The organism is Butyrivibrio sp. FCS006 (genome assembly GCF_000424525.1).
In the GTDB taxonomy this organism is placed as follows: domain Bacteria; phylum Bacillota; class Clostridia; order Lachnospirales; family Lachnospiraceae; genus Butyrivibrio.
Map to the genome: position 1 here is coordinate 414,639 of NZ_KE384205.1, position 20,422 is coordinate 435,060.

14 protein-coding genes are annotated in these 20,422 nt (G+C 45.8%); 3 read left to right on the forward strand and 11 right to left on the reverse strand.

Going from position 1 to position 20,422, the window contains the following annotated elements; translation table 11 throughout:
• Nucleotides 1-27 precede the first annotated feature (27 nt).
• Nucleotides 28-1,251, forward strand: coding sequence for a helix-turn-helix domain-containing protein (locus G633_RS0116325; RefSeq protein ID WP_026520566.1), 1,224 nt, complete (start codon nucleotides 28-30; stop codon nucleotides 1,249-1,251).
• A gap of 100 nt (nucleotides 1,252-1,351) precedes the next feature.
• Here the strand turns inward: G633_RS0116325 and G633_RS0116330 are convergent, their stop codons facing one another.
• From G633_RS0116330 to G633_RS0116350, 5 genes are all read right to left on the reverse strand, one after another.
• Complete coding sequence (locus tag G633_RS0116330) at nucleotides 1,352-2,797, reverse strand: family 43 glycosylhydrolase (RefSeq protein WP_155834984.1); 1,446 nt, start codon at nucleotides 2,795-2,797, stop codon at nucleotides 1,352-1,354.
• 2 nt (nucleotides 2,798-2,799) lie between these two features.
• Nucleotides 2,800-3,210: a hypothetical protein gene (locus G633_RS0116335; protein ID WP_026520568.1), complete on the reverse strand. Its 411-nt coding sequence runs from the start codon at nucleotides 3,208-3,210 to the stop codon at nucleotides 2,800-2,802.
• A 47-nt stretch (nucleotides 3,211-3,257) separates the two neighbouring features.
• Entirely contained in the window at nucleotides 3,258-3,644 is a 387-nt protein-coding gene (locus G633_RS20200; RefSeq protein ID WP_026520569.1) for a hypothetical protein, read from the reverse strand.
• Nucleotides 3,644-6,715, reverse strand: a complete 3,072-nt coding sequence (locus G633_RS0116345) for a glycoside hydrolase family 3 C-terminal domain-containing protein (RefSeq protein ID WP_026520570.1) — start codon at nucleotides 6,713-6,715, stop codon at nucleotides 3,644-3,646. The genes G633_RS20200 and G633_RS0116345 overlap by 1 nt, the downstream gene beginning before the upstream one ends.
• 129 nt (nucleotides 6,716-6,844) lie before the next feature.
• On the reverse strand, nucleotides 6,845-8,296 hold the full coding sequence (locus G633_RS0116350) for an MFS transporter (RefSeq protein ID WP_026520571.1): 1,452 nt from the start codon (nucleotides 8,294-8,296) through the stop codon (nucleotides 6,845-6,847).
• Nucleotides 8,297-8,426: 130 nt separating this feature from the next.
• Between G633_RS0116350 and G633_RS0116355 the strand changes: the two genes are divergently transcribed.
• Both G633_RS0116355 and G633_RS0116360 read left to right on the forward strand, forming a co-directional pair.
• Nucleotides 8,427-9,137 (forward strand): LytR/AlgR family response regulator transcription factor, encoded by a 711-nt coding sequence (locus tag G633_RS0116355; RefSeq protein WP_026520572.1) that lies wholly within the window; start codon nucleotides 8,427-8,429, stop codon nucleotides 9,135-9,137.
• Nucleotide 9,138: 1 nt separating this feature from the next.
• A complete protein-coding gene (locus G633_RS0116360) occupies nucleotides 9,139-10,467 on the forward strand; it encodes a sensor histidine kinase (RefSeq protein ID WP_026520573.1) in 1,329 nt (442 codons plus the stop codon).
• 100 nt (nucleotides 10,468-10,567) lie between these two features.
• On the opposite strand, the gene G633_RS0116365 is transcribed toward G633_RS0116360, so the two are convergent.
• From G633_RS0116365 to G633_RS0116390, 6 genes are all read right to left on the reverse strand, one after another.
• On the reverse strand, nucleotides 10,568-11,641 hold the full coding sequence (locus tag G633_RS0116365; protein WP_026520574.1) for an alpha/beta hydrolase: 1,074 nt from the start codon (nucleotides 11,639-11,641) through the stop codon (nucleotides 10,568-10,570).
• A gap of 7 nt (nucleotides 11,642-11,648) precedes the next feature.
• Entirely contained in the window at nucleotides 11,649-14,261 is a 2,613-nt protein-coding gene (locus G633_RS18870; RefSeq protein WP_081664839.1) for an alpha-L-rhamnosidase, read from the reverse strand.
• A gap of 12 nt (nucleotides 14,262-14,273) precedes the next feature.
• Nucleotides 14,274-16,688: a glycoside hydrolase family 2 protein gene (locus tag G633_RS0116375; RefSeq protein WP_242838888.1), complete on the reverse strand. Its 2,415-nt coding sequence runs from the start codon at nucleotides 16,686-16,688 to the stop codon at nucleotides 14,274-14,276.
• Between the two features lie 176 nt (nucleotides 16,689-16,864).
• Nucleotides 16,865-18,082, reverse strand: coding sequence for an iron-containing alcohol dehydrogenase (locus tag G633_RS0116380; RefSeq protein ID WP_026520576.1), 1,218 nt, complete (start codon nucleotides 18,080-18,082; stop codon nucleotides 16,865-16,867).
• Between the two features lie 132 nt (nucleotides 18,083-18,214).
• A complete protein-coding gene (locus tag G633_RS0116385; RefSeq protein ID WP_026520577.1) occupies nucleotides 18,215-19,495 on the reverse strand; it encodes an MFS transporter in 1,281 nt (426 codons plus the stop codon).
• Between the two features lie 132 nt (nucleotides 19,496-19,627).
• A complete protein-coding gene (locus G633_RS0116390) occupies nucleotides 19,628-20,134 on the reverse strand; it encodes a GNAT family N-acetyltransferase (protein ID WP_026520578.1) in 507 nt (168 codons plus the stop codon).
• Between the last annotated feature and the right edge of the window lie 288 nt (nucleotides 20,135-20,422).

Sequence of the window (20,422 nt, forward strand, 5' to 3'; positions counted from 1 at the left end):
TATAAATATTGTCTGATTGGAGAAAATATGCAGAACGCATTTTTGGAGTTTACTCAGAGTTTTTTCGACAAGATGGGGATTCCCACTCATATCGCCAACCTGAACGAGCCTCTTTCAGATGAAATAGATATGGGCCTTAGAAAGACCATTGTGAGTAAAAGAGATAATGAGGCAGTATCGTTAAAAGACATCGCAGGGTCTTTTGCCCAAAACAATAGCATATATTTCGCCGAAGACATTTACACCTGCCATTATATCTTTATTCCTGTTCCTGAACAGGAGCTTCCTGTCGCCATGATCCTCGGGCCTTATCTCACGGAGACGCCCAGCATCCAGAGGACTCAGGAGATATGCAAAAGGCACGGCATTCCTCAGGGGCTTACCTCGTTTATCAATCAGTACTACTCCTCCACTACCTACCTGGATAACACTTCATCACTGGAGTATTTCATTGAGACTGTTGCGGAAAAGATATATGGAGCCGGCAACTACAGCATCGAATACTTAAAGCAAGACGCGGTAGAAAATACCGAGTACCTATCAAGCGCAGAGAGTACTTCCAACGAGAGCACGGTCCAGCAATTGGAACACAGATACGTGCTGGAAGAAAAGATGATGGATGCGATCGCAAAAGGCGATTATGATAAGGCCATGCACTACAGCACCGACAAGTCTTTCAGCGGTCTTGATAACAGGGCATCCAGCACGCTCAGAAGCAGGAAGAACCACCTCTTTGTCTTTAACACACTCTGCAGAAAAGCCGCCCAGAGGGGCAATGTTCACCCTGTGTATCTTGATGAGATGTCCCGCCGTATGGCAATCCGTATCGAGAACATTACGGCTCCGGGCGAAGATAAGGAAGTTCACCGCGAGATGCTAAGGAAATACTGCCTGATGGTTCAGCAGCATTCAACCTCCGGCTACTCTCCCGTTATGCAAAAGGTCATGAACCACATATCGCAGTACCTGTCAGAGCCTGATCTTACGCTTCAGAGTACGGCTCTTGAACTTGGCATAAATAAAAGCTACCTGTCATCACTCTTTAAGAAGGAGACAGGTAGCACCTTTACAAACTATGTTAATAAAAAGCGTATAGATCATGCGATCTTCATGCTCAACACCACAGATTATCCCGTCCATACAATTGCTTCCGTCTGTGGCATCACCGACATGACCTACTTCACCAGGCTCTTTAAAAAAGAGAAGGGCATGACACCCACCCAGTATCGCAACATGATCCACCCGAAATGAGTCAAAGTGAAACGTCCCCGGTGACTCAAAATGAGTCAAAGTGAAACGTCCCCAGTGACTCATTTTGTGTCAATGGGGACGTTTCAAGTTGACTCATTTTTCAATTTAGTTCAAAGGAAATCAGTTTAAATCTTCCGCATCCTTCATACCCAAGGTATATCGCTTCCTTGCCGGAGAGCCCCGGTGGGAGCTGGCCTCTGCAGTCGCATACAGAGTTTCTTGCGCCTGAGAATACCGGAATTTTTAGAAGTGCATCTCCGTTTTCCGAAGTTCGCACCGTGATATATCCCTTTCCTTTTCCGGCCATCTTAACCGCAATTTCCCTTGTTTTCGAAAGATCAAAGTATTTAAACCCGGCGGTGGCGCCATCGCAGAAGTTGGCGATGTACTGATCATCTCCGCCTTCTCTGTCGCCGCCGTCCTGTGTCAGATAGGGAGTGTTACCCATTCTGTGCTTTATCATGGACAAAAATCTGGTGCCGTCCTTGCCGTAGAGATTACATACAATGTGGGAAGGATAAATCCCTACGCCCGGCAGCGGCCCATGATTAAAGCCCCGGCTGGTCATCTCCGCCTGATAAAACTTTCCGTTCTCAAACCTGATCTCTTCAGCGCAAGCCTGTCTCGATGACTGCTTTCTGTTCGTCTGTCTATGGTAAAAGACAAAGTACCTTTCACCGATCTTTATCAGACTCCCATGGGTATTTCCCGTATTATTCCTTGCGCTCTTTACATCAGAAATTCCCGACAGTCCGATATCGCCGTTGGAAACCAGAACTCCTCCAAAAGAAAATCCTCCTGTCGGAGAGTCTGAAACAGCATAGCATAACTCATGGCTGTTTAAAGAACTGTAGATAAAATAATACTTTCCGTCAAACTTCCTCATGGAACTTGCTTCCAGAAAAAGATGTCCTTCATACCCTTTTTTGTCGCCGTCTTCTCTGGCGCCGACTCCTATATAGACAGGTCCTGACTTTACAGTCAGCATGTCCGAGGTATCAATCTCGAAGCACATAGGGCCTTTATCTGTCGGCTTATTTCCCATAAGCAACAGTGGATTGTCGTTTTGAGCAAAACCCACATACATGTAGAGTTTTCCGTCGTCATCAAGAAAAACTCCCGGATCAAACATAAAGGGTTCGCCCTTAAAGCCCACCGGCACATCATCCGCATATTTCACATCGCCGTAATACTCATACTTTCCGGCAGGAGTATCACAGACTGCCACCGAAATCTTTTTTGTTCCGCCCATGAAATAGTAGAGGTAGAATCTGCCGTCCGGCCCCTGAACCATATCCGGCGCTGCCAGTCCAAATAACACCTTAGGTGGCCTGGCGCTTGGATCCTGCTGCCTTTTGTATATAACTCCTTCATATCGCCAATCCGACAGATCATCTACGGGTGCTGACCAGCAGACATAATCTCCCAGACAAAAAGAGATTCCGTTAAAAAGATCATGCGACCCGTAAATATACACTCTGTCACCGACAATATGTGGTTCTGCATCCGGAACATATTCCCAACTTGGAAGATATGGATTGCTCATAATTATTTGATAGGAACCCAGATTCCCTGTGCTTCAGCCTTCTCAACGATCTTAGGTGTATCGCCTTCCATGAATCCTGTCTTGTCCTCTGTAACCTTGCCGTTATCAAGAACAGCAACCTGCTCGTCGCCGTAGAAGTTGCAGTGTACTTCGTACTTCTTGCCATCTGATGATCTTGAAACTGTTGCAACGAACTGTGCTCCGATCTCTGTGATCTCATAGTCAACAAGTGTGTAATCCTGGTACTCTGAATTAGGATCATACTCTGCTGTAAGTCCAAGTCCGTCAAGAGCTGCCTGTGCCTCGGCCTTAGCCTCTGCTGAAACTCCGGCTGATGAGCCTGATCCGCAAGCTGTAAGAGCTGCTACTGCAAGTGTTGCTGCCATAACTACTGATAAGATTTTCTTTTTCATTTTTAATACCTCTCCTTAATTTTTGTTTTTATAGTTAACTGCAAAGATTATGCCTCTGCCTCGTTCTGTGGCATGAAGGAAGCAACAATAGCCACCACCATAGATGCCGCCATAAGAGCGCCTGATATAATAAGTGCAATTACCGTACTGATATCATCAAGTCCTGAAACTACGTATCCAAGCTGGTTTACCATTGGATTTACCGACCAGATAACTGCTGTTGCTGACAAAAAAGCTATAACCGCGGGAGCAAGAGTTGTAACAACTCCGACCTTTCCCACATAAGCTGCTGCGGAAACTGCAGCTGCTGCCAATAAGAGAACAAACACTATAGGAAGCTTGTACATAACACCTATATAGACAACGCAGGCAGCCAGCGCCAGTATTCCTGCAATTATTGTAAAGAACGCACCTCTCTTTTTACCCTGCTTCATCACTCATTCTCCTTTCTTCCTTCTCTTACTCCAAGGAAAGCAAACAGTGCTGTAAGAATTCCTGTTACGATAGCCACTCCTCCAAGCAGCATCTGATACCAGGTGAGTACGTGCTGAATCTTGGTTGTCTTGCTGATTCCGTTCATGGCATTTGAGCTTGCCAGGTTGTACATCCAGTACTTAAGGCTGTACTTCATCATCTGCTGGAACTGTGTATCCTTGGCGATCTTACTCTTTGAAGCAGCCATGGTTCCGATAACCGAGCTGTCATAAGCAGAAGTTGTAAGACAGTTTCCACCGCCTGCTGCAGTGATGTCTCTCCAGTTCATGTACTCTGTTCCGTTGATCATGTCGGTGTTGTACCAGCCTGTATATCCCCATTCGTTTCTTGCAATGTTTACAAGAAGGTTCTTGAAAGCACCGACATAAACTGTTCCTGCACGGTTGAAGGCTGTCATGATTCCCTGGCAGCTGTTTGAAGACATTACCAGTTGGAAGCATCTAAGCTCATTCTCTCTTGCAGCCTGCTCTGTCATAAAGGTTGATACGCCGGATCTGTTGGACTCCTGATGGTTGAAAGCAAAGTGCTTGGGCTCCATCTGGTTTCCCTTCTCCTCACCACCAACGCATACCGAAGTACCGATAAGTGATGTGAGCATCGGATCTTCTGAGTAATACTCATGGTTTCTTGCACAGTACGGTGTTCTGTGAAGATTCATGCCGGGTGCAAAGAGTGAACTCTCATTTGACCAAAGTGCATCTTCTCCGAAAAGAAGTCCTTCCTGATAAGCAAGTTCTGTGTTAAATGTTGCTGCAACGACAGGATCTGTAGGCATTGTAGCCATTGTATAGGTTGCCTTGTCATCCTTTGTTGTTGTATAAGTAGCCTCTCCTGAATTGGAGGTCGACCATCTGTAGGTATAGTCAGCAACCTGATCGCCTGTATAACCTATAGGGCCGTCATTTGCATAAGTTCTGCTAAGGAGGATGGAATCAACATTCTCTACGTCGTCTCCGCCTTTTTCTATGAACTGAATAGCTTCATCCAAAGTGATCTGATCAATGAGCTGATCCCAGGCCGGGTCATCAAGGTCTTTTACCCCTGCATAATTGCCGCTCTCATCAAGGTTGATCATGTCGAGGATTGTAAGTCCGTTATCTGCTCCCCATACTACGCCGTCGCCGTTAGCTGTAAGTTCGTAGTTGGCGTTATTAAGGCCTGTCATCATTGCCTCTACAGGAGTGATGGAATCTACTGTTGTCCATCCCTTTGTCCAGTCAGCTCTTGTAGTGTACTCTACAGTTCCCGGAATGAGATTGTTGATATCCATATCCTGGAGCTGGTTCTCAACATTTGCTGAATAGGTTGTTGTATCTGTAGCACCGAGGTTCCACTTGATGGCATTGTCTGCTGAAATGACTTCATCCTCAGCAATGCTTACAAGTCCGTCTGCGCTTCCTGTTTTCTTGGCAAGCACGTTGTTGATTGCCTCATGTGCGCCGTTTCCGATCGCGAAGTAATAATCGCCTGCTTCAAGCACCCATGCGCCTTCTGTTCCGAGAGAATTTGCACTTGTCTCGTCATAGCTTGCAAAGTATGATGCGTCAAAAGAGATTTCTACAGTCTCGCTCTCTCCGGGATTAAGCTTCTCTGTCTTGCCGATTCCGATCAGCTGGATAGCTGACTTTTCAAGGCCGCCCTCTGTATAAGGAGCCTGAACATAGAGCTGAACTGCAGATTTTCCGGCTACTGATCCGGTATTCTTTACAGTTACTTTTGCAGTGCTTTCTCCGCCAATCTCGACGTTTACACTCTCAAGCTTCTGCTCAAAGGTTGTGTATGAAAGGCCGTAGCCAAAAGAGTAGCTGACTTCGTTTTCGTAGTTCCAGGCCCTTCCGTTTGATGATCCCTCTTTTGCAGTGGCATTGCCCTGACCAAGGATCTCATCCTCATATCTTGTCTCGTAGTATTTGTATCCGTTGTAAATGCCCTCGCCCTCAACAACAAACCAGTCTGACTTGTTGTTTGAATCCATGGCACCTGATTCCTTTGAAGTTGATGCATTTGTGTAATTGTAAACACCAAAGTTGACCATGGCAGGTGAAGATGTTGAATCCACAGCGTAGGTATCAACAAGGTGTCCTGAAGGATTCTCGACGCCGGTAAGTACATCCACTACTCCAAGGAAGCCGTATGCTCCGGGATCTCCTGTCCACACGATAGCGTCGATGTCGCTGTCATTTTTCAGATCTTCAATCTCGATAGGATTGGATGTGTTGAGCATCACAATAACCTTGGTGCTGTGAGCCTTGGCATTTTCAATCATTGCCTTCTCATAGGTTGAAAGAGCCAGTGGCACATCGTAGGTATCTCCGTCGCCATCGGGAGATTTCATTGTAGTTGAATAATCTGCTGCCTCTGAACTTCCTCTGGAGATGAAACAGATGGCAACTGTGTTATCTGCTGATGAAAGAACTGAAGATGTGTAATATGAAGGATCCATCTCTCCAATTCCGTATACTGAAGGACTCTCGTAAATGGGTCCAAAGCTGGGCTGGATTACTCTCTTGCCGCTAGCCTGTGCAGACTCTGAATTGTAAAGATCTGTCATCTCAGTGTTAACAGAGATTCCTTTTTCCTCAAGTGCTTCGAGGATTCCGTAGGATTTCTGCCCTGCATCGGTATTAACCGTAACAGATGATCCGATCATTCCGCCAAGCACCGGATTTACGCTGTTCATTCCCCAAACTGTAACCTTGTCTGTGGTCTTAATGGGAAGCGCACTGTCTGTGTTCTTTAAAAGAACTGTTCCCTCTGCCCCGATTTGCTGAGCCAGTGCCTCTTTTGCCTCTACAACTTCAGCAAGTGTAGAGTAGGATGACTTGAAATAATCAGTATCCTGAGTTCCGTCACCGGTCTCAACCAGCTTTATGTTTGTTGTTCCAAGACGAGAGTTAATGAATGCTGCGTTGGCATTAACTATAGCCACACCGCCGATAGCGATGGTCATAAGTGATGCTGTTATTGCACTAAAACCTCTCCATTTTCTGTATGAATGTTTCCCTTTCATACGTCCCTCCTTTTATTTTGAAAGAAATTCTTTTCTCGATTGTCATGTTACTCTATAAAAACCGATCGTGATCATCATCTGCGTCATCTGCACATTTTTGAGCATGAACGGAAACCTTTGTGCAAATTCTTATGAAAGTCCCTTCCTCTTTTTGATCTCTTCCTGCTCCTTCTTAAGGTTCTTTTCCACAGTAAATGCAAGAATCAGAAGCGCGCAGATACCGTAGCAGATTGTCTCGATCCATATGTAGGAAACAGATAGCGCCATCCTTGCTGACTGACTCTGAACTCCCTCTCCGAAAACAAGCATCTGGTCAAAACCAAAGGCTGAAAGCAGTGCGTTAAGTATCGCAGATCCGATGGGAGTTGCTGCAACCATAAGTGATGAATAGATTGACATCGTAAGACCATCCGTCCTGAAGCCTGTCTTGTACTCGATGTGGTCGATGACATCAGCCAGCATCGCAAGGATCAGATAACAGGACGGGGATGAACCGAAGCACTTCAGTCCTACACCAATGCCTACCATTACGAGGTTTTCAGGGAAAAGACCTGCCAGAACTCCTCCCAGAAATCCGATGACCAGGAAAATAAATGTGGTCTTTGCTTTTCCAATCTTAGAAGCCAGGGGCATTACCACAACCACCGCCACTGCCATGGGAACTGCTCCTGCGATGGAAAGGATTGTCTGGGCGATTCCCCAGTCACCTCCCACAAGGTCAAGGCTTACGACCCACTCACAGAACTGGGTCATTGCTCCGTTTTTGATGGCGCCTGACCACTGGAAGAGCATGTAGAAAATAATGATGATCCACCACCATTTTTCGCTTGTCACTGCCTTAAGCTGCTCAGCCATTGACACGGTTTTTGCCGAAAGCTCTTTTCCCTTATCTGCTGCATGAAGATCCTCTTCAGTGACCCTCTCTCTTGTGAACTTGTACTGAAGGATGATCGTCAGTGCGGTAATGATGGCGACAAAGATCATTATCATCAGCCATCTGCTCTGGTCATTCTTTAGAATATTGGAAGCAAGAATCGGGAATACCATGGATCCTGTTCCCATAACTCCGAGGCCTGCGATGTTACTTAAGGAAGCCAGGGCGCTTCGCTGCTGCCCGTTTCTCGTGGACACGGGGACCATTGTTGCATTGGCTGTGTTGTAAATTGGATATGCCACTGAGTAGTAGAGATTGTAAGCCACCGCTATCCAGATCAGTTTGAGCGTCCCATGCGCCGGTACGATAAACATGAGTATCGATGCAATCGAGAGCGTGGCTGCCGAGAGAAGTATCCAGGGTCTTGCCTTTCCGGCCAGGACTCTTGTCTTTTCAATGAGCTGTCCCACCACCAGGTTTGCAATTATGATAAATATGGTTGAAACCAGTGGAAGCACTGTCAGAAACTTGTTTGATATTCCCAGCACTTCGTTAAGATATTTCTGAAGCATGCTGGTAAAAATTCCGGATGACAAAAGTGCGCCGAAGGGGCCTATAAGATATCCCAGGAGCATCTCGGGCATCCTTACGTCATCTGACTTTATGGCGCTTTTTAAAAGCGGATTTGACCAAATGTTTTTGTTCATTACGCGTTACTCCTTTTCCATGTTTATATCCTAGCAAAAAATATATTGAAAAAACTCTTGTCTGCGGAAACGGTAGATTTTTGTCGTGAACTGCAATTTTCGATTATAATTAGTTTATGGAGGAAAAGACATGTTACGACTGGCGATAGTTGATGACGACGCAGGATACAGAAAAGAGATTAGAGCGCTTCTTAAACAATATGAAGACGAATACGCAGAGCAGTTTCAGATCTCTGAATATTCAGATGGCGATGAACTTTTGGATGGTTACAAACCCGAGCTTGATATTATCCTTTTGGATATCGAGATGGAGTTTGTTGATGGTATGACGGCAGCCACAAGAATAAGAGAAGTGGATCAGGATGTGCTTATCATCTTTATCACCAACATGCCACAGTATGCCATCAGCGGCTATCAGGTGGGCGCTCTTGACTACATTCTAAAGCCGCTTAGCTACTACGCTTTTTCGCAGACCATGAAAAGAGCTATCGGACGCAGAAAGACCAGCGAAAAGAAATACATTGTAGCCGGCGAGCGTGGCATAAAACAAAAGATAGATGCCTCAGAAATTCTTTATGTTGAGGTCATAAATCACGACCTTATCTTCCATACAAAACACGGGAACATAAATGCAAAAGGCACCATGAAAGAGACCATGAAGGAACTGGAGGGACTTAACTTTTTCCAGTGCAACAAGGGATATCTTGTAAATCTTGAATTTGTGGATGCCATTACCGGAAATGATGTAAAAGTAGGCGATAACCTGTTGCAGGTTTCAAGGGCCAAGAAGAAGCCTCTTATTGACGCCCTCAACGAATATATGAGAAAGATGGGACACTGAAATGGATATAAAATTCCGTCTGATTTCAGAGCTTGGAAACACCCCCGGAGCATGGTATGCTGTGGGCTATTTTTTCTCGGCTCTCTTTTTTCTTCACTTTAATCACAATACAAAAAAGGGACTTCGCAAATGGCCTGCGCTCATTGCTCTGGGAATATTTCTTTTGGCTTTCATGCACCTTACAACCGGGTGCTATGGACTATACTTTGTCCTTGTCATGACCATTGTGGGGCTAACCATCTTTATGATCTTCCACCACTGCCTTGAGGGTGATTTTTGCAAAAAAGCTTATTACTCCGTAAGGTCTTTTATGCTGGGAGAATTCATGGCATCACTCGGCTGGCAGATATACTACTTCGGAGTTAAAAACAGAGGTGTTAAGTTTGATCTGCTTCACATGTGCATTTCAATGATCACAGTCTATGTCATAGTTTTCGGAATTGGTATTCTTTTGGAAAAGAGAAATGCCACTCGCAACAGGGAACTCATTATTGGGAAACGTGAACTCATTATGGTTGTCATCGTCATGCTCATTCTCTACAGCATAAGTAATCTCTCTTATGTTGTCGTTGGCACGCCTTTTACCACCCAGAACACACTTGAACTTTTCATGATAAGAACAGTCATCGACTTTATGGCAGTATCTCTTTTGTATCTTTATCACGAGCTCATGCTTCAGACTGTTGAGAGAATTGAAGCCGAGACCCTAAAGAGCATGTATGAAATGCAGTACAGCCAGTACCAGATCCAGGAAGAGAACATGGCTTTAGTAAATCAGAAATACCACGACTTAAAGCATCAGATCCTGGCTCTGAAAGCCGGCTCTTCCGAGGAAAACCAGGAGTACCTCGACCAGATGCTCGATGAGATAAGACACTATGAAACCAGCTACCAGACAGGAAACAAAGTCCTTGATACCATCCTTACGTCAGAGGCCATGAAGTGCCAGGCAAGAGGAATTGAACTTACCTGCGTTGCCGACGGCTCCATACTTTCATTTATGAATCCCATGGATGTCAGTTCACTTTTTGGAAACGCTTTGGATAACGCCATCGAAGGCGCAGAGAAGATCCCCGACAAGAACGAGAGACTGATTCACTTAACTGTCGATAAGCAAAAGAGCTTTGTCAGGATCTTTGTAGAAAACAGATATATCGGTAAGATCAGATTCAGACACAATCTGCCTCTTACCAGTAAAGCCGACACCAACTTCCACGGCTTTGGAATAAAGAGCATGAAGAGCATCGCAGAGAAATACGGAGGCTCAATCGTAGCCGTCGCAGAGGACGGCTGGTTCAAGCTCTCCATCCTCATCCCCTCTCAAAATTAATGAGCCCCGGGGACGGAGTCAGTGGCTCATTTTTGAGCCCTAGGGACGGAGTCAGGGGCTCATTTTTTTGAGCCCTGGGGCCGGAGTCAATGGCTCATTTTTACATATTTTCGTCAAGGAATATCTTGAGCCCGGAAAGTTCTTCGTCGGAGTACATGATATCTCCCGCATGGCCGGAGCCTTCTACGACTCTGTAAAAGACATTTCCCTCTCCCACAAGCTCTTTTACAGTATTATAAAATCTCTCGGACTGAAGAATCGGAACCGTGATATCGCAGTCTCCGTGAGCGATCCAGAATTTCACACCAAAGTCTTTAGAGATATTTTCTGCCACATAAGTGTAGATGTCGCTATAGGCCTTCTCTTCCTCGCTCATCTGAGACGTTTCTTTTCTCTGCCAGAATGACTCCACATCCGAATACCCTTCCATAACATCCGTGTGAAGCCACGAGTTGGCTATATTCACAACGAACTTCGGAACACCCAGCGTCTTCCAGTCATCGCTCTTATCGGTAAGTTCAACCGCTCCGTAGTAGTCGACGCAGATATCAACCTTCGCCGATAACTTCTCGCCGGTCCTCTCCTCGTACTCTTTCTGCTCGATGTATTCTACATCCATGAACTCATTGTCATTTGTAACCGATGCAGCCACTGCAAGATAGCCTCCTGCAGACTCTCCCCATATAGCGATGTGCTCCGCATCATATCCATACTCATCGGCGTGAGCCTTAAGGAACCTGACTGCTGCCTTGACATCACATAGAGCGCCCGGGAAAGGCTCCTCCTGAGCCAGTCTGTAGTTGATGGTCGCGCAGGCATATCCGTTGTCCCTGAAGTACCTGTACATGAGCTGCGCCTGCCTTGACTGGGAGTCGTTGGTAATAAAACCGCCGCCGTGAACCAGCACAAACAAATGTGGTGCATCTTCGTTTGTAGCAGTGTTCGGCACATATAAATCCAGGTACTGAGATTCTGAATCCAGGGCGTATGGGACCTTTATATAGCTCTTTCCACCGCTCCAGTCCGCACTCTCATCCATATCAACATGCATGGCCGTCATGTTTTTTATCACCATGTGCGCAGCACTTCTATATGCAAAAAGAACTGACGCAATAGCCAAAAGAAGTACCGCTGTAATTATTAAAATCCGTGAATTCTTATTCTTTCTCATCATCTCTCCCTCAAAATGAGCCCTTGACTCCGTCCCCGGAGCTCACAAATGAGCCACTGACTCCGTCCCTGGGGCTCATTTTGCAGGTGAAGGTGTGGTGGCCGTTTTCCAGGTGGTGGCTGCTTCCGTCAGGGAGGAAAAGCTGGCAGGTGCTGCCGACCGGGACATGTACTTCTATGGAAAAGACATCCCCGCTTACCTTCCAGGTGCTATCAATCTCTCCGTAGGGCGTATCAACTTTGCCGGAAGCAGAAGTGATTCCGCCGCCGATAACGGGTTTTATCCTAAAGCTCTTATACCCGGCAGTCACAGCCTCTATACCTGCAACTCTCCTGTAGAGGAAATCTCCCACGGCGCCGGAGGCATAGTGGTTGTAGGATATCATGGTCTCTGTCCCGTCATCTCCGATGGGGCAGGTTCCGTTCTCATCAAGGCCATCCCATCTCTCCCAGATTGTGGTTGCCCCCATCTTTACCTCGTAGAGCCATGAAGGGCACTGAGTATTGGTCAGCATATTAAAGGCTTCATCCTCATGGCCGTTATCAGCAAGCGCAAAAAGAATGTATGGCGTACCGGGAAAACCTGTGCCGATCTTGTAGTCATTCTTTTTTACAAGCTCTGCCAGATTGTTCGCTGCATTTGCTTTCTCTTTTCCCTTAAACATACCAAAGTAAATAGGAAGAACATAAGCCGTCTGGAACTCTTCCTTAAGCTTTCCATTTCCGTCGGTAAGATATTTCCTGTAGGCATCCGCCGCATTTTCTGAAACCTTTTTATAAAGAGCTTCATCCTCGCTCTTTCCAAGGATCCCTGCAATTTCAGACAGAAGGCTGGAAGTATTCGAAAGACTTGCAGTTGCAGTCCACTTCGATCTCTTCTGCCACTGACTCATCTTAGGAACATCAGGCGCAACCCAGTCTCCGAAGTGAAGGACAGACATGGTATTCCAGAGATGCCTTCTCTTCCCGAAGCTAAGAAATCCGGCCCAGAACCTGCAGGCATTCACATATTTTTTCATCATCTCATAGTTATCGATGAGTATCTTTTCATCCCCATCCGCCATGTACTGGGCATAGGGAACAAGGACCGAAGCATCTCCCCAAAAATCCACAGCAATAACAGGCATTGTCACGGGGAAACCGTAGCCCTGAGACGGTATGGTATTGGGAATTCCGCCGGTGGCTCTTTGCTCTGCGCGCATGTCTTTAAGCCACTTTTTAAGGAATCTTCCGCAGTCATAATTGTAAACAGCAGTATTTGCAAAAAGAGCTATATCTCCCGTCCAGCCCATCCTTTCATCTCTCTGTGGGCAGTCCGTGGGGATGTCGACAAAGTTGGATTTTGCTCCCCATCTGATATTTTCCTGGAGACGGTTTATCATTTCGTTAGAGCAGGTAAAAGATCCATTGTCTTTTACATCAGAATACAGCGCCCTTGCAGTCACTTTGATCCTGTCAGCACTGATCCCTTTTACGCTGACATAACGAAATCCCATGTAAGTAAAAGATGGGCAGTATTCCTGGTGACCATCTTTGCATATATATCTGATCCTCGCCTTGGCTGAGCGCAGAAAGTCCGTATTAAGCCTTCCATCGGGATGGAGAACCTCGGCATGTTTTACCTCTATCTCCTCTCCCTTATTGCCGTCAATTTCAAGATGTACAAGACCTGCAAAGTTCTGCCCAAAGTCGTAGATGATCTCATCCCCGGCAGTTCTTATGCTCACCGCTTCAAAGGTTTCATGCTCTCTTACGGGAAGTCCGTACTGAGCCTTAATGTTCGTAGTAAAAGGCAGATCATAAACTGATGCCTTTTTAAAAGACATTTCTCCTTCGCCTATCCTTGCGTCATATTCCTCGCCGTCATAGATGTCCGCAGAAAGGACAGGACCGCCCAGTGCAACCTCCCAGGAAGCATCTGTCGCGATCACTTCTTTTGTTCCATCTTCAAAAAGGATGTGAAGTTCGCACAGAAAGCTCTGCTTATCCGCTGTCACCCTGTTTACTCTTGAAAAGACAAATGAGCCGACAGCCCAGCCTCCGGATAAAGTTGCCAAAAGAGTGTTAGTCTCTTTTAACATGTCTGTAACATCATAGGTCTGGTACTGAAGATTAGTCTTGTAGGAAGTAAATCCCGGAGTCAGGAAATCCTCTCCAACTTTACTTCCATTGAGGTCGAGCCTGTACATTCCAATGGCTGTTGAGTAGATCACAGCTTTACTTACTTTTTTATCAGTCGCGAACTTCTTTCTAAAAACCATGACTTTGGGAGATATCTTTTTCTCCTTAAAGACATATTCTCCGTCAGTGATAAACTGTCCGCTCCACGGGTCATGCATCTTGCCTGTTGCAAAAGATATGCTCTTTTCTGCCATGTCTCCGTTATCTGCCTCGGCTATGAGCTTTGCGCTGTACTCGCGCATTGAACTAAGTTCTGGGCCATCATAGGTATAGCTGCCGTCGGATAATATCTCTTTTTCATAATCTCCAATCACGAGCTTCTGGGATACGATAGTCGTTCCATTTCTGTCACTATCATAGTTCCAGGCAAAGACAGGATTTTCATTGTCCGTAACGCAGCCTCTATCAAGTTCTTCAACTGTAAACTTTTTTATCTGTAACATCTTTGTTTTTCCTTATGCTGTAACAGGTATTTCGCAGGTATATTCTTTGCCGTCTGACCCTGTAGCTGTAATGGTTACCTTGTCGGCATCACCCGCTCTTACTATCGCGAGCATTTCTCCGTAGTAGGTAAAGGTCTCATCTTTTAAGTATCCATCAGGATTGTAGGGGCATCCGTTTCCGAGCGCCACAAGCTCTCCTCCTGATACGCTCACCTTGATCCTGTCTTTTTCCATTGGTTCCCATACGCCGTTTGAATCGGTAAGCGAAAGCCTTACGTAGGAAAGGTGACCTTTTTGAACGCTGTCTTTTTCTGGTTTTATGGTAAGCTGTGTGTCATCCTTTGCTGTTGAAAGCTCATCTCTTCCAATCTCATGGCCGTTCTTATCGTAGGAGATTGCCACGATCTGACCGTTTTTGTAAGGAGTCTTAAAGCGGAAGATGCAGTCTTTTCCTTTCTTTCTTCCGACTGAAACTCCGTTTACAAAGAGCTCAACATCCTCGGCTCTTGCATAAACTTCGACACTTGCTTCATATCCTTCGCAGCCTCTGTAGGACCAGCTTCTGATAGCATCCGAGAGTTTCCATGCGGAAGGTGAATGCTTACCTTTCTGATATACGGGCTTAACTGCGATGATAGGGCCTTTCTCTCTGTCAAAGGCTACCCTTGTATAATATGCTTCACCGATCTCTTTTCCCGTGATGTCGAGTCTGCCTGAGCCGGCAGTAAGCCAGCCTGCCTGGTCGCAATCTGCAGGCGCGTAATCCTCATACTCCCAGGAACCTATGCCTGCTTCTCCAATGTAATCCTGACCTGCCCAAACAAAGTCTCCGACTACGCCGGGATGTCTTTTTGCAAATTCATAAAACTTGTAGGCGTCCTTACAGAAGGTCTCGCTTCCAAGGATCAATCTTTCGGGATATTTCTTAAGGTCTTTTTTATATCTGAGAATTCCGTAGTTGTAGCCTGCAATGTCCATATTTGCGTAGGCATCTCTGGTCTTTACGTCGCATGGATAGATGGTTGCGCCCATCTTCATGAAGGTATCGCCAAACAGTCCCGCCATCTGATTGTAGAATTCGCTGCCCACGGCCTTCTTTTTCTTTGCGCCGTTCTTTGCGTCTTTTTCCGCCTTCTCATCGCTGTAGATTCCCATTCCCATTGAGAAGAGGAAGTTGAAAAAGATATTTACGCCGCAGCTGACAGGCCTCGTCCAGTCAAGATTGTGAAGGAGCAATGTCATGTCTTCTGTCAGCTTGATGCCTCTCTCCTGGCCGGTCTCAGCAACTTCGTTTCCTGTTGAGTACATGATAACGCTTGGGTGGTTGTAGTCCTTTTCAACCATGGACTTAAGGTCTTCCCTGTAATTCTTCTCCATAAGAGTTGCGTAGTCATACTTGTTCTTGTGGATGTACCACATATCAACATACTCGTCCATCATGTACATTCCGTACTTGTCGCAGGCGTCGAGCAGATATTTGGAGCAGGGATTGTGAGCGCTTCTGATCGCGTTGTAGCCCCACTTCTTAAGAAGTTTTACTCTTCTCTCCTCCGCGTCAGGATCTGTTACTGCGCCAAGAAGCTGGTTGTCCGAATGAATGCATGCGCCTCTTAAAAGGATACGCTTTCCGTTTACTCTCATTCCGTGCTCTCTGTCCCAGGTAAGAGTCCTGATGCCAAAGGTAACCTCCTCGATGTCTTCCTGATATTTTACTTTGAGGGTGTAGAGCGCAGGGCTTTTTGCACTCCATAAGAGGACATCTTCAAGTTGTACAATCGCCTCTTCATCTGACTGTTCAACCCCGCTGTTGATCACGTCGCCGTCTTTTGAAAGGATTGCAAACTCAAACGGGCCGTGAGTTGTGGTCTCTGCGCTTATTCCAATCAACGCACTTCCACGGGTATAGGTTTTGTCAGAAGCCTTTACATCGATTGTCCTGACCCTTATGCTGTTTAACTCTATGTGATCTTTGTCTGCGACATACATCCATACAGGTCTGTAGATTCCGGATCCTGAGTACCATCTGCTGTTTGGCTGATCTGCATTGCGGACAATGACTTTTATCTCGTTAGCATTCTCTTTTTCCTCACCGAACTTAAGATTATCCGGTGCAAAAGACCTCTCGGTGTAGCCATAGTCCCATCTTGCTGAAAGCTTCCCGTTTATGTAGATTTCAGGTGAGTGATAAGCTCCCTCAAACTCAAAGATTATATCCTTGTCAGCATAATCTTCGGGAAGGTTAAAGGTCTTTTTATACTCATAATCATGGCCCTCAAAATAGCCAAGATTGTGTATTCCCGGGTTATCTATGCTCCTCTTCTCGCACAGCATTGCATCATGCGGAAGCGTTACTTCTTTGTAGGTATCTTCCACATCAGCTCTTTTATATGTCCAGTTCTTTCCAAAATCAATCTTCTGCATCTTCATATCCTTTCTGAAATGATCCCCAGGGACGGAGTCAGTGGCTCATTTATGACCCCCAGGGACGGAGTCAAGGGCTCATTTTTCTTGATGATATAATTCTAATGCAAAAAATGGCGCCCTGCACATGCAGAGCGCCAACTGTCATTTTTATAGCACAATCCGTAATCGACTTAAGAATATCAGAAATCAACTTCTGTGTCGTAGTAGCAGCACTTAAGGAGTTTCTCCATCTCTTCCTGGCTGGGCTGACGAGGATTGGATCCTGTGCAGGCGTCAAGAATAGCGTTTGCTGCGATGTCGTGGAGTCTGTCAAGGAATACGTCCTCAGCAACAAAGCCCTGCTCTGCAGGAAGACCGTCTGCACCGTAGTTCTTGATGCAGTGAGGAATGTTGAGGTCGTCATTCATCTTGCGCAGATACTCGATGAGAAGCTTAACCTTCTCGTCATCGTTTGATCCGCCGAGGTTCATGTAATCAGCGATAACGCCGTAGCGCTTCTTGGCTGTCTCGTCCTTGGCGTTGAATGCGATAACCTTAGGAAGGTACATAGCGTTTGCTGCGCCATGGATGATGTGTGCACCCTTGTCGGCAAATACAGCACCGGTCTTGTGTGCCATTGAATGAACGATTCCGAGAAGAGCATTTGAGAATGCCATTCCTGCAAGACACTGTGCGTTGTGCATTGCATCTCTTGAATCCATATCGCCGTTGTATGACTTAACCAGGTTAGCCTGGATCATCTCGATTGCATGGATTGCAAGTGCGTCTGTGTAGTCGCAGTTAGCTGTTGAAACATAAGCCTCGATAGCGTGTGTGATCGCATCCATACCTGTGTGAGCAACGAGCTTGATAGGCATTGTATGTGTGAGCTCGGGATCAACGATGGCAACATCAGGTGTGATCTCGAAATCAGCTATAGGGTACTTGATACCCTTGTCATAATCAGTGATGATTGAGAAAGCTGTAACCTCTGTAGCTGTTCCTGAAGTTGAAGGAATAGCACAGAAATGAGCCTTTGTGCGGAGCTTAGGAAGTCCGAATACCTTGCACATATCCTCGAATGTTGTCTCGGGATACTCGTACTTGATCCACATAGCCTTGGCAGCATCGATAGGTGATCCGCCACCGATTGCTACGATCCAGTCAGGCTGGAACTTCTGCATAGCCTCAGCACCCTTCATAACGGTCTCAACTGAAGGATCGGGCTCGATACCCTCAAACAGTTCAACTTCCATACCTGCTTCTTTAAGGTAATCCTCTACCTTCTGAAGGAATCCACCTTTCTTCATTGAGCTTCCACCAACGCAGACGATAGCTCTTTTACCCTCAAGTGATTTAAGCGCCTCAAGTGCGCCCTTCCCGTGGTAGACATCCCTCGGCAGTGTAAAACGTGACATAAGAAAAAACCCTCCTTTGAAAAATATTGTTAAATAAATAACGTAACCCTTCTCTTATTATATCATTTTTTCAGAAATAATGTAGGGTTTTATCCAAAATGTCAGTCAATTTTTTGGTAAAAGACATTTCTATCAATCTTCAATGTAGGAGTACTTCCTGATAAACCCTCTGGAAACCAGACACATTACAACACCGGCTATGCCCAGTATGAGCATCATAAGAGCAGCTCCCGAGCCTTTACCCGTACCAAACAACGTGGTCCAGAAAGCGCTGCCGGCTCTGATAGTCATGAACGGTTCGCAGACCTTGTCAACAAAGAGCCCTCCCAGGAAAAGACCTATCGGAATCGTGAAGAACTGCAGTGTATTTCTGCACGCATATACCCTTCCCTGAAGTTCAACAGGTATGGTGTTTCGCATGATGACGTTCTGATTGGCCGCCATGAGCGGAACAAAAAACCATCCAATAAACTGTCCGATGCACCATATCACCGGGTTTTCTGAAAACGCCAGTACGAAGTTTTCCGTTCCCAGGGAAAAGAGCATTGTGAGGAATATCACTCTTACCCTGTCCTTGGGCTTTGGAAGAACAGTCGGCAAAAAGCTGCCTACAACCATAGCTATTCCGGAACATGCAGTAACTATTCCAAAGACACTGTTTCCTGCTTTTGGAATCACCAGTGCCGGAAGCACTGCATCAAACGCAGATGCAATCAGGTTAACTCCCGACATGAACAATATCACATGGAGTATCATCGGTGTCTTTTTCAAAAAGACAAGTCCCTCTTTTGCAAGCGTCAGAACATTTCCTTCTGAGTTTGCCTTGCTGCTGATTTCGGGAATTCTCACGAAAAGCAGCAGTGAAAAGAAGGCAACGGCAAAGGTCAGAAGGTCAACAGCGATAACAACATCAAGCCCCGCCAGCGCATAAAGAGACGCTGAAATGATCGGGTTTCCGATTGATACAAGTGATCTGCTCAGTTGCTGAAGCCCGCTTGTCTTTTGATAATCGTCTTTGGGCACAATAAGCGTGTATGCTACCTCGGAAGCCGGCTGCTGAACGGTATTCATAAGTCCCGACACCATGTTGATGGCATACAGATGCCACATGGACAATAGGTCCGTCTTATAAAGCACAAATACAAGTACCGTTGTAAGTGCCGCAAACAGGTCGCAGATAAGCATGGTTTTCTTTTTATCAAACTTATCTGAAAGTGCGCCGGCAAAAATGCTCATTATAACGTACGGCGCATAAGTGCAGATTGTCAGCGTCGCTGTGCTCAGCGCCGATCCTGTCTTTTCATAAATCCAGAGCGTAAGCGCAAACTGCGTTATGGCACTTCCAAGCTGTGACAGGCTCTGTGTACTCCAAAGTACGTAGAAGTCTTTTAGATTCTTTATTCTGTTTTTCATTTTAATTCGCTCCTTTTTCCTGAATTATCTTGCTGAAAAAGGAGCATTTGCACTGCAAATGACCATCTTTATGCCTCCTGTTCCGGTTTTATTACTCTTCTGTTATTTAGTAATTTCGCTTTACTTTGATGCTTAGCATCTTGTCGGGAATAACTCCATGTCGACACAGTCCCATGGTCCGTAGGGCGTGTTTATGACGTGTGCACCATACTCGGTAAACCCTACTGCTTCATAACATTTCCTGGCTTTTGGGTTATTGACGAAAACGCCCAGGTCGATCCTGGTGGCGGTCAGATTCTCTTTTACATATTCTATTGCAAGCTTCAGCATCTCCTGCCCGTAACCCTTTCCGCGAATCTCCGGGTCCACGATCACGAAGCCGAACCTGACTGAAGAATCATCGTTTTCGTTGGGATACCTTATGATCAGGTGTCCTATGACATTGTTATAATCATCTATTGCCGTCAGCGGAAAGAATCTTCCGATCCCTATCGCCGGAGCGTAGTTTTCATCTACGCTGTCAGGTTTTAGCGGAAAGAATCCGTACCTGTCCGCTGACCATCTGTATAGCTCTTCCTCAGTGCGCAACCAGGTTGCTATTATTGGGGAATCACTTTTCTTGTATGCGCGTAGTTTCATGGGGTTATGCCTTTCTTCAGCTTGCTTTGTGCGTCTTGCTTTATTTTTCTTTCTTTATTTGTCTTACTTTGTTCATTTCACGATTAAATCTCTTTTATCTATGGTAGCAGAAATCTGTTCTTGCGTCACAAGTTATGGATGATTATTGGATGATTGTTGGATGACTGTTGTAAAAGAGGTTGTCCCGGTATTTTACCTGTCAACAATGATTGCAACCCTACTTCTGCCATAAATTTGTCGCGAAATTCGGATTGTGCAAAACTCTTTTACCTGTCAATTAAGCACGAA

Coding starts and splice junctions, on each gene's coding strand:
- G633_RS0116325 (WP_026520566.1), top strand. CDS start 28: ATGCAGAACGCATTTTTGGAGTTTACTCAGAGTTTTTTCGACAAGATG.
- G633_RS0116330 (WP_155834984.1), bottom strand. CDS start 2,797: ATGAGCAATCCATATCTTCCAAGTTGGGAATATGTTCCGGATGCAGAA.
- G633_RS0116335 (WP_026520568.1), bottom strand. CDS start 3,210: ATGAAAAAGAAAATCTTATCAGTAGTTATGGCAGCAACACTTGCAGTA.
- G633_RS20200 (WP_026520569.1), bottom strand. CDS start 3,644: ATGAAGCAGGGTAAAAAGAGAGGTGCGTTCTTTACAATAATTGCAGGA.
- G633_RS0116345 (WP_026520570.1), bottom strand. CDS start 6,715: ATGAAAGGGAAACATTCATACAGAAAATGGAGAGGTTTTAGTGCAATA.
- G633_RS0116350 (WP_026520571.1), bottom strand. CDS start 8,296: ATGAACAAAAACATTTGGTCAAATCCGCTTTTAAAAAGCGCCATAAAG.
- G633_RS0116355 (WP_026520572.1), top strand. CDS start 8,427: ATGTTACGACTGGCGATAGTTGATGACGACGCAGGATACAGAAAAGAG.
- G633_RS0116360 (WP_026520573.1), top strand. CDS start 9,139: ATGGATATAAAATTCCGTCTGATTTCAGAGCTTGGAAACACCCCCGGA.
- G633_RS0116365 (WP_026520574.1), bottom strand. CDS start 11,641: ATGATGAGAAAGAATAAGAATTCACGGATTTTAATAATTACAGCGGTA.
- G633_RS18870 (WP_081664839.1), bottom strand. CDS start 14,261: ATGTTACAGATAAAAAAGTTTACAGTTGAAGAACTTGATAGAGGCTGC.
- G633_RS0116375 (WP_242838888.1), bottom strand. CDS start 16,688: ATGAAGATGCAGAAGATTGATTTTGGAAAGAACTGGACATATAAAAGA.
- G633_RS0116380 (WP_026520576.1), bottom strand. CDS start 18,082: ATGTCACGTTTTACACTGCCGAGGGATGTCTACCACGGGAAGGGCGCA.
- G633_RS0116385 (WP_026520577.1), bottom strand. CDS start 19,495: ATGAAAAACAGAATAAAGAATCTAAAAGACTTCTACGTACTTTGGAGT.
- G633_RS0116390 (WP_026520578.1), bottom strand. CDS start 20,134: ATGAAACTACGCGCATACAAGAAAAGTGATTCCCCAATAATAGCAACC.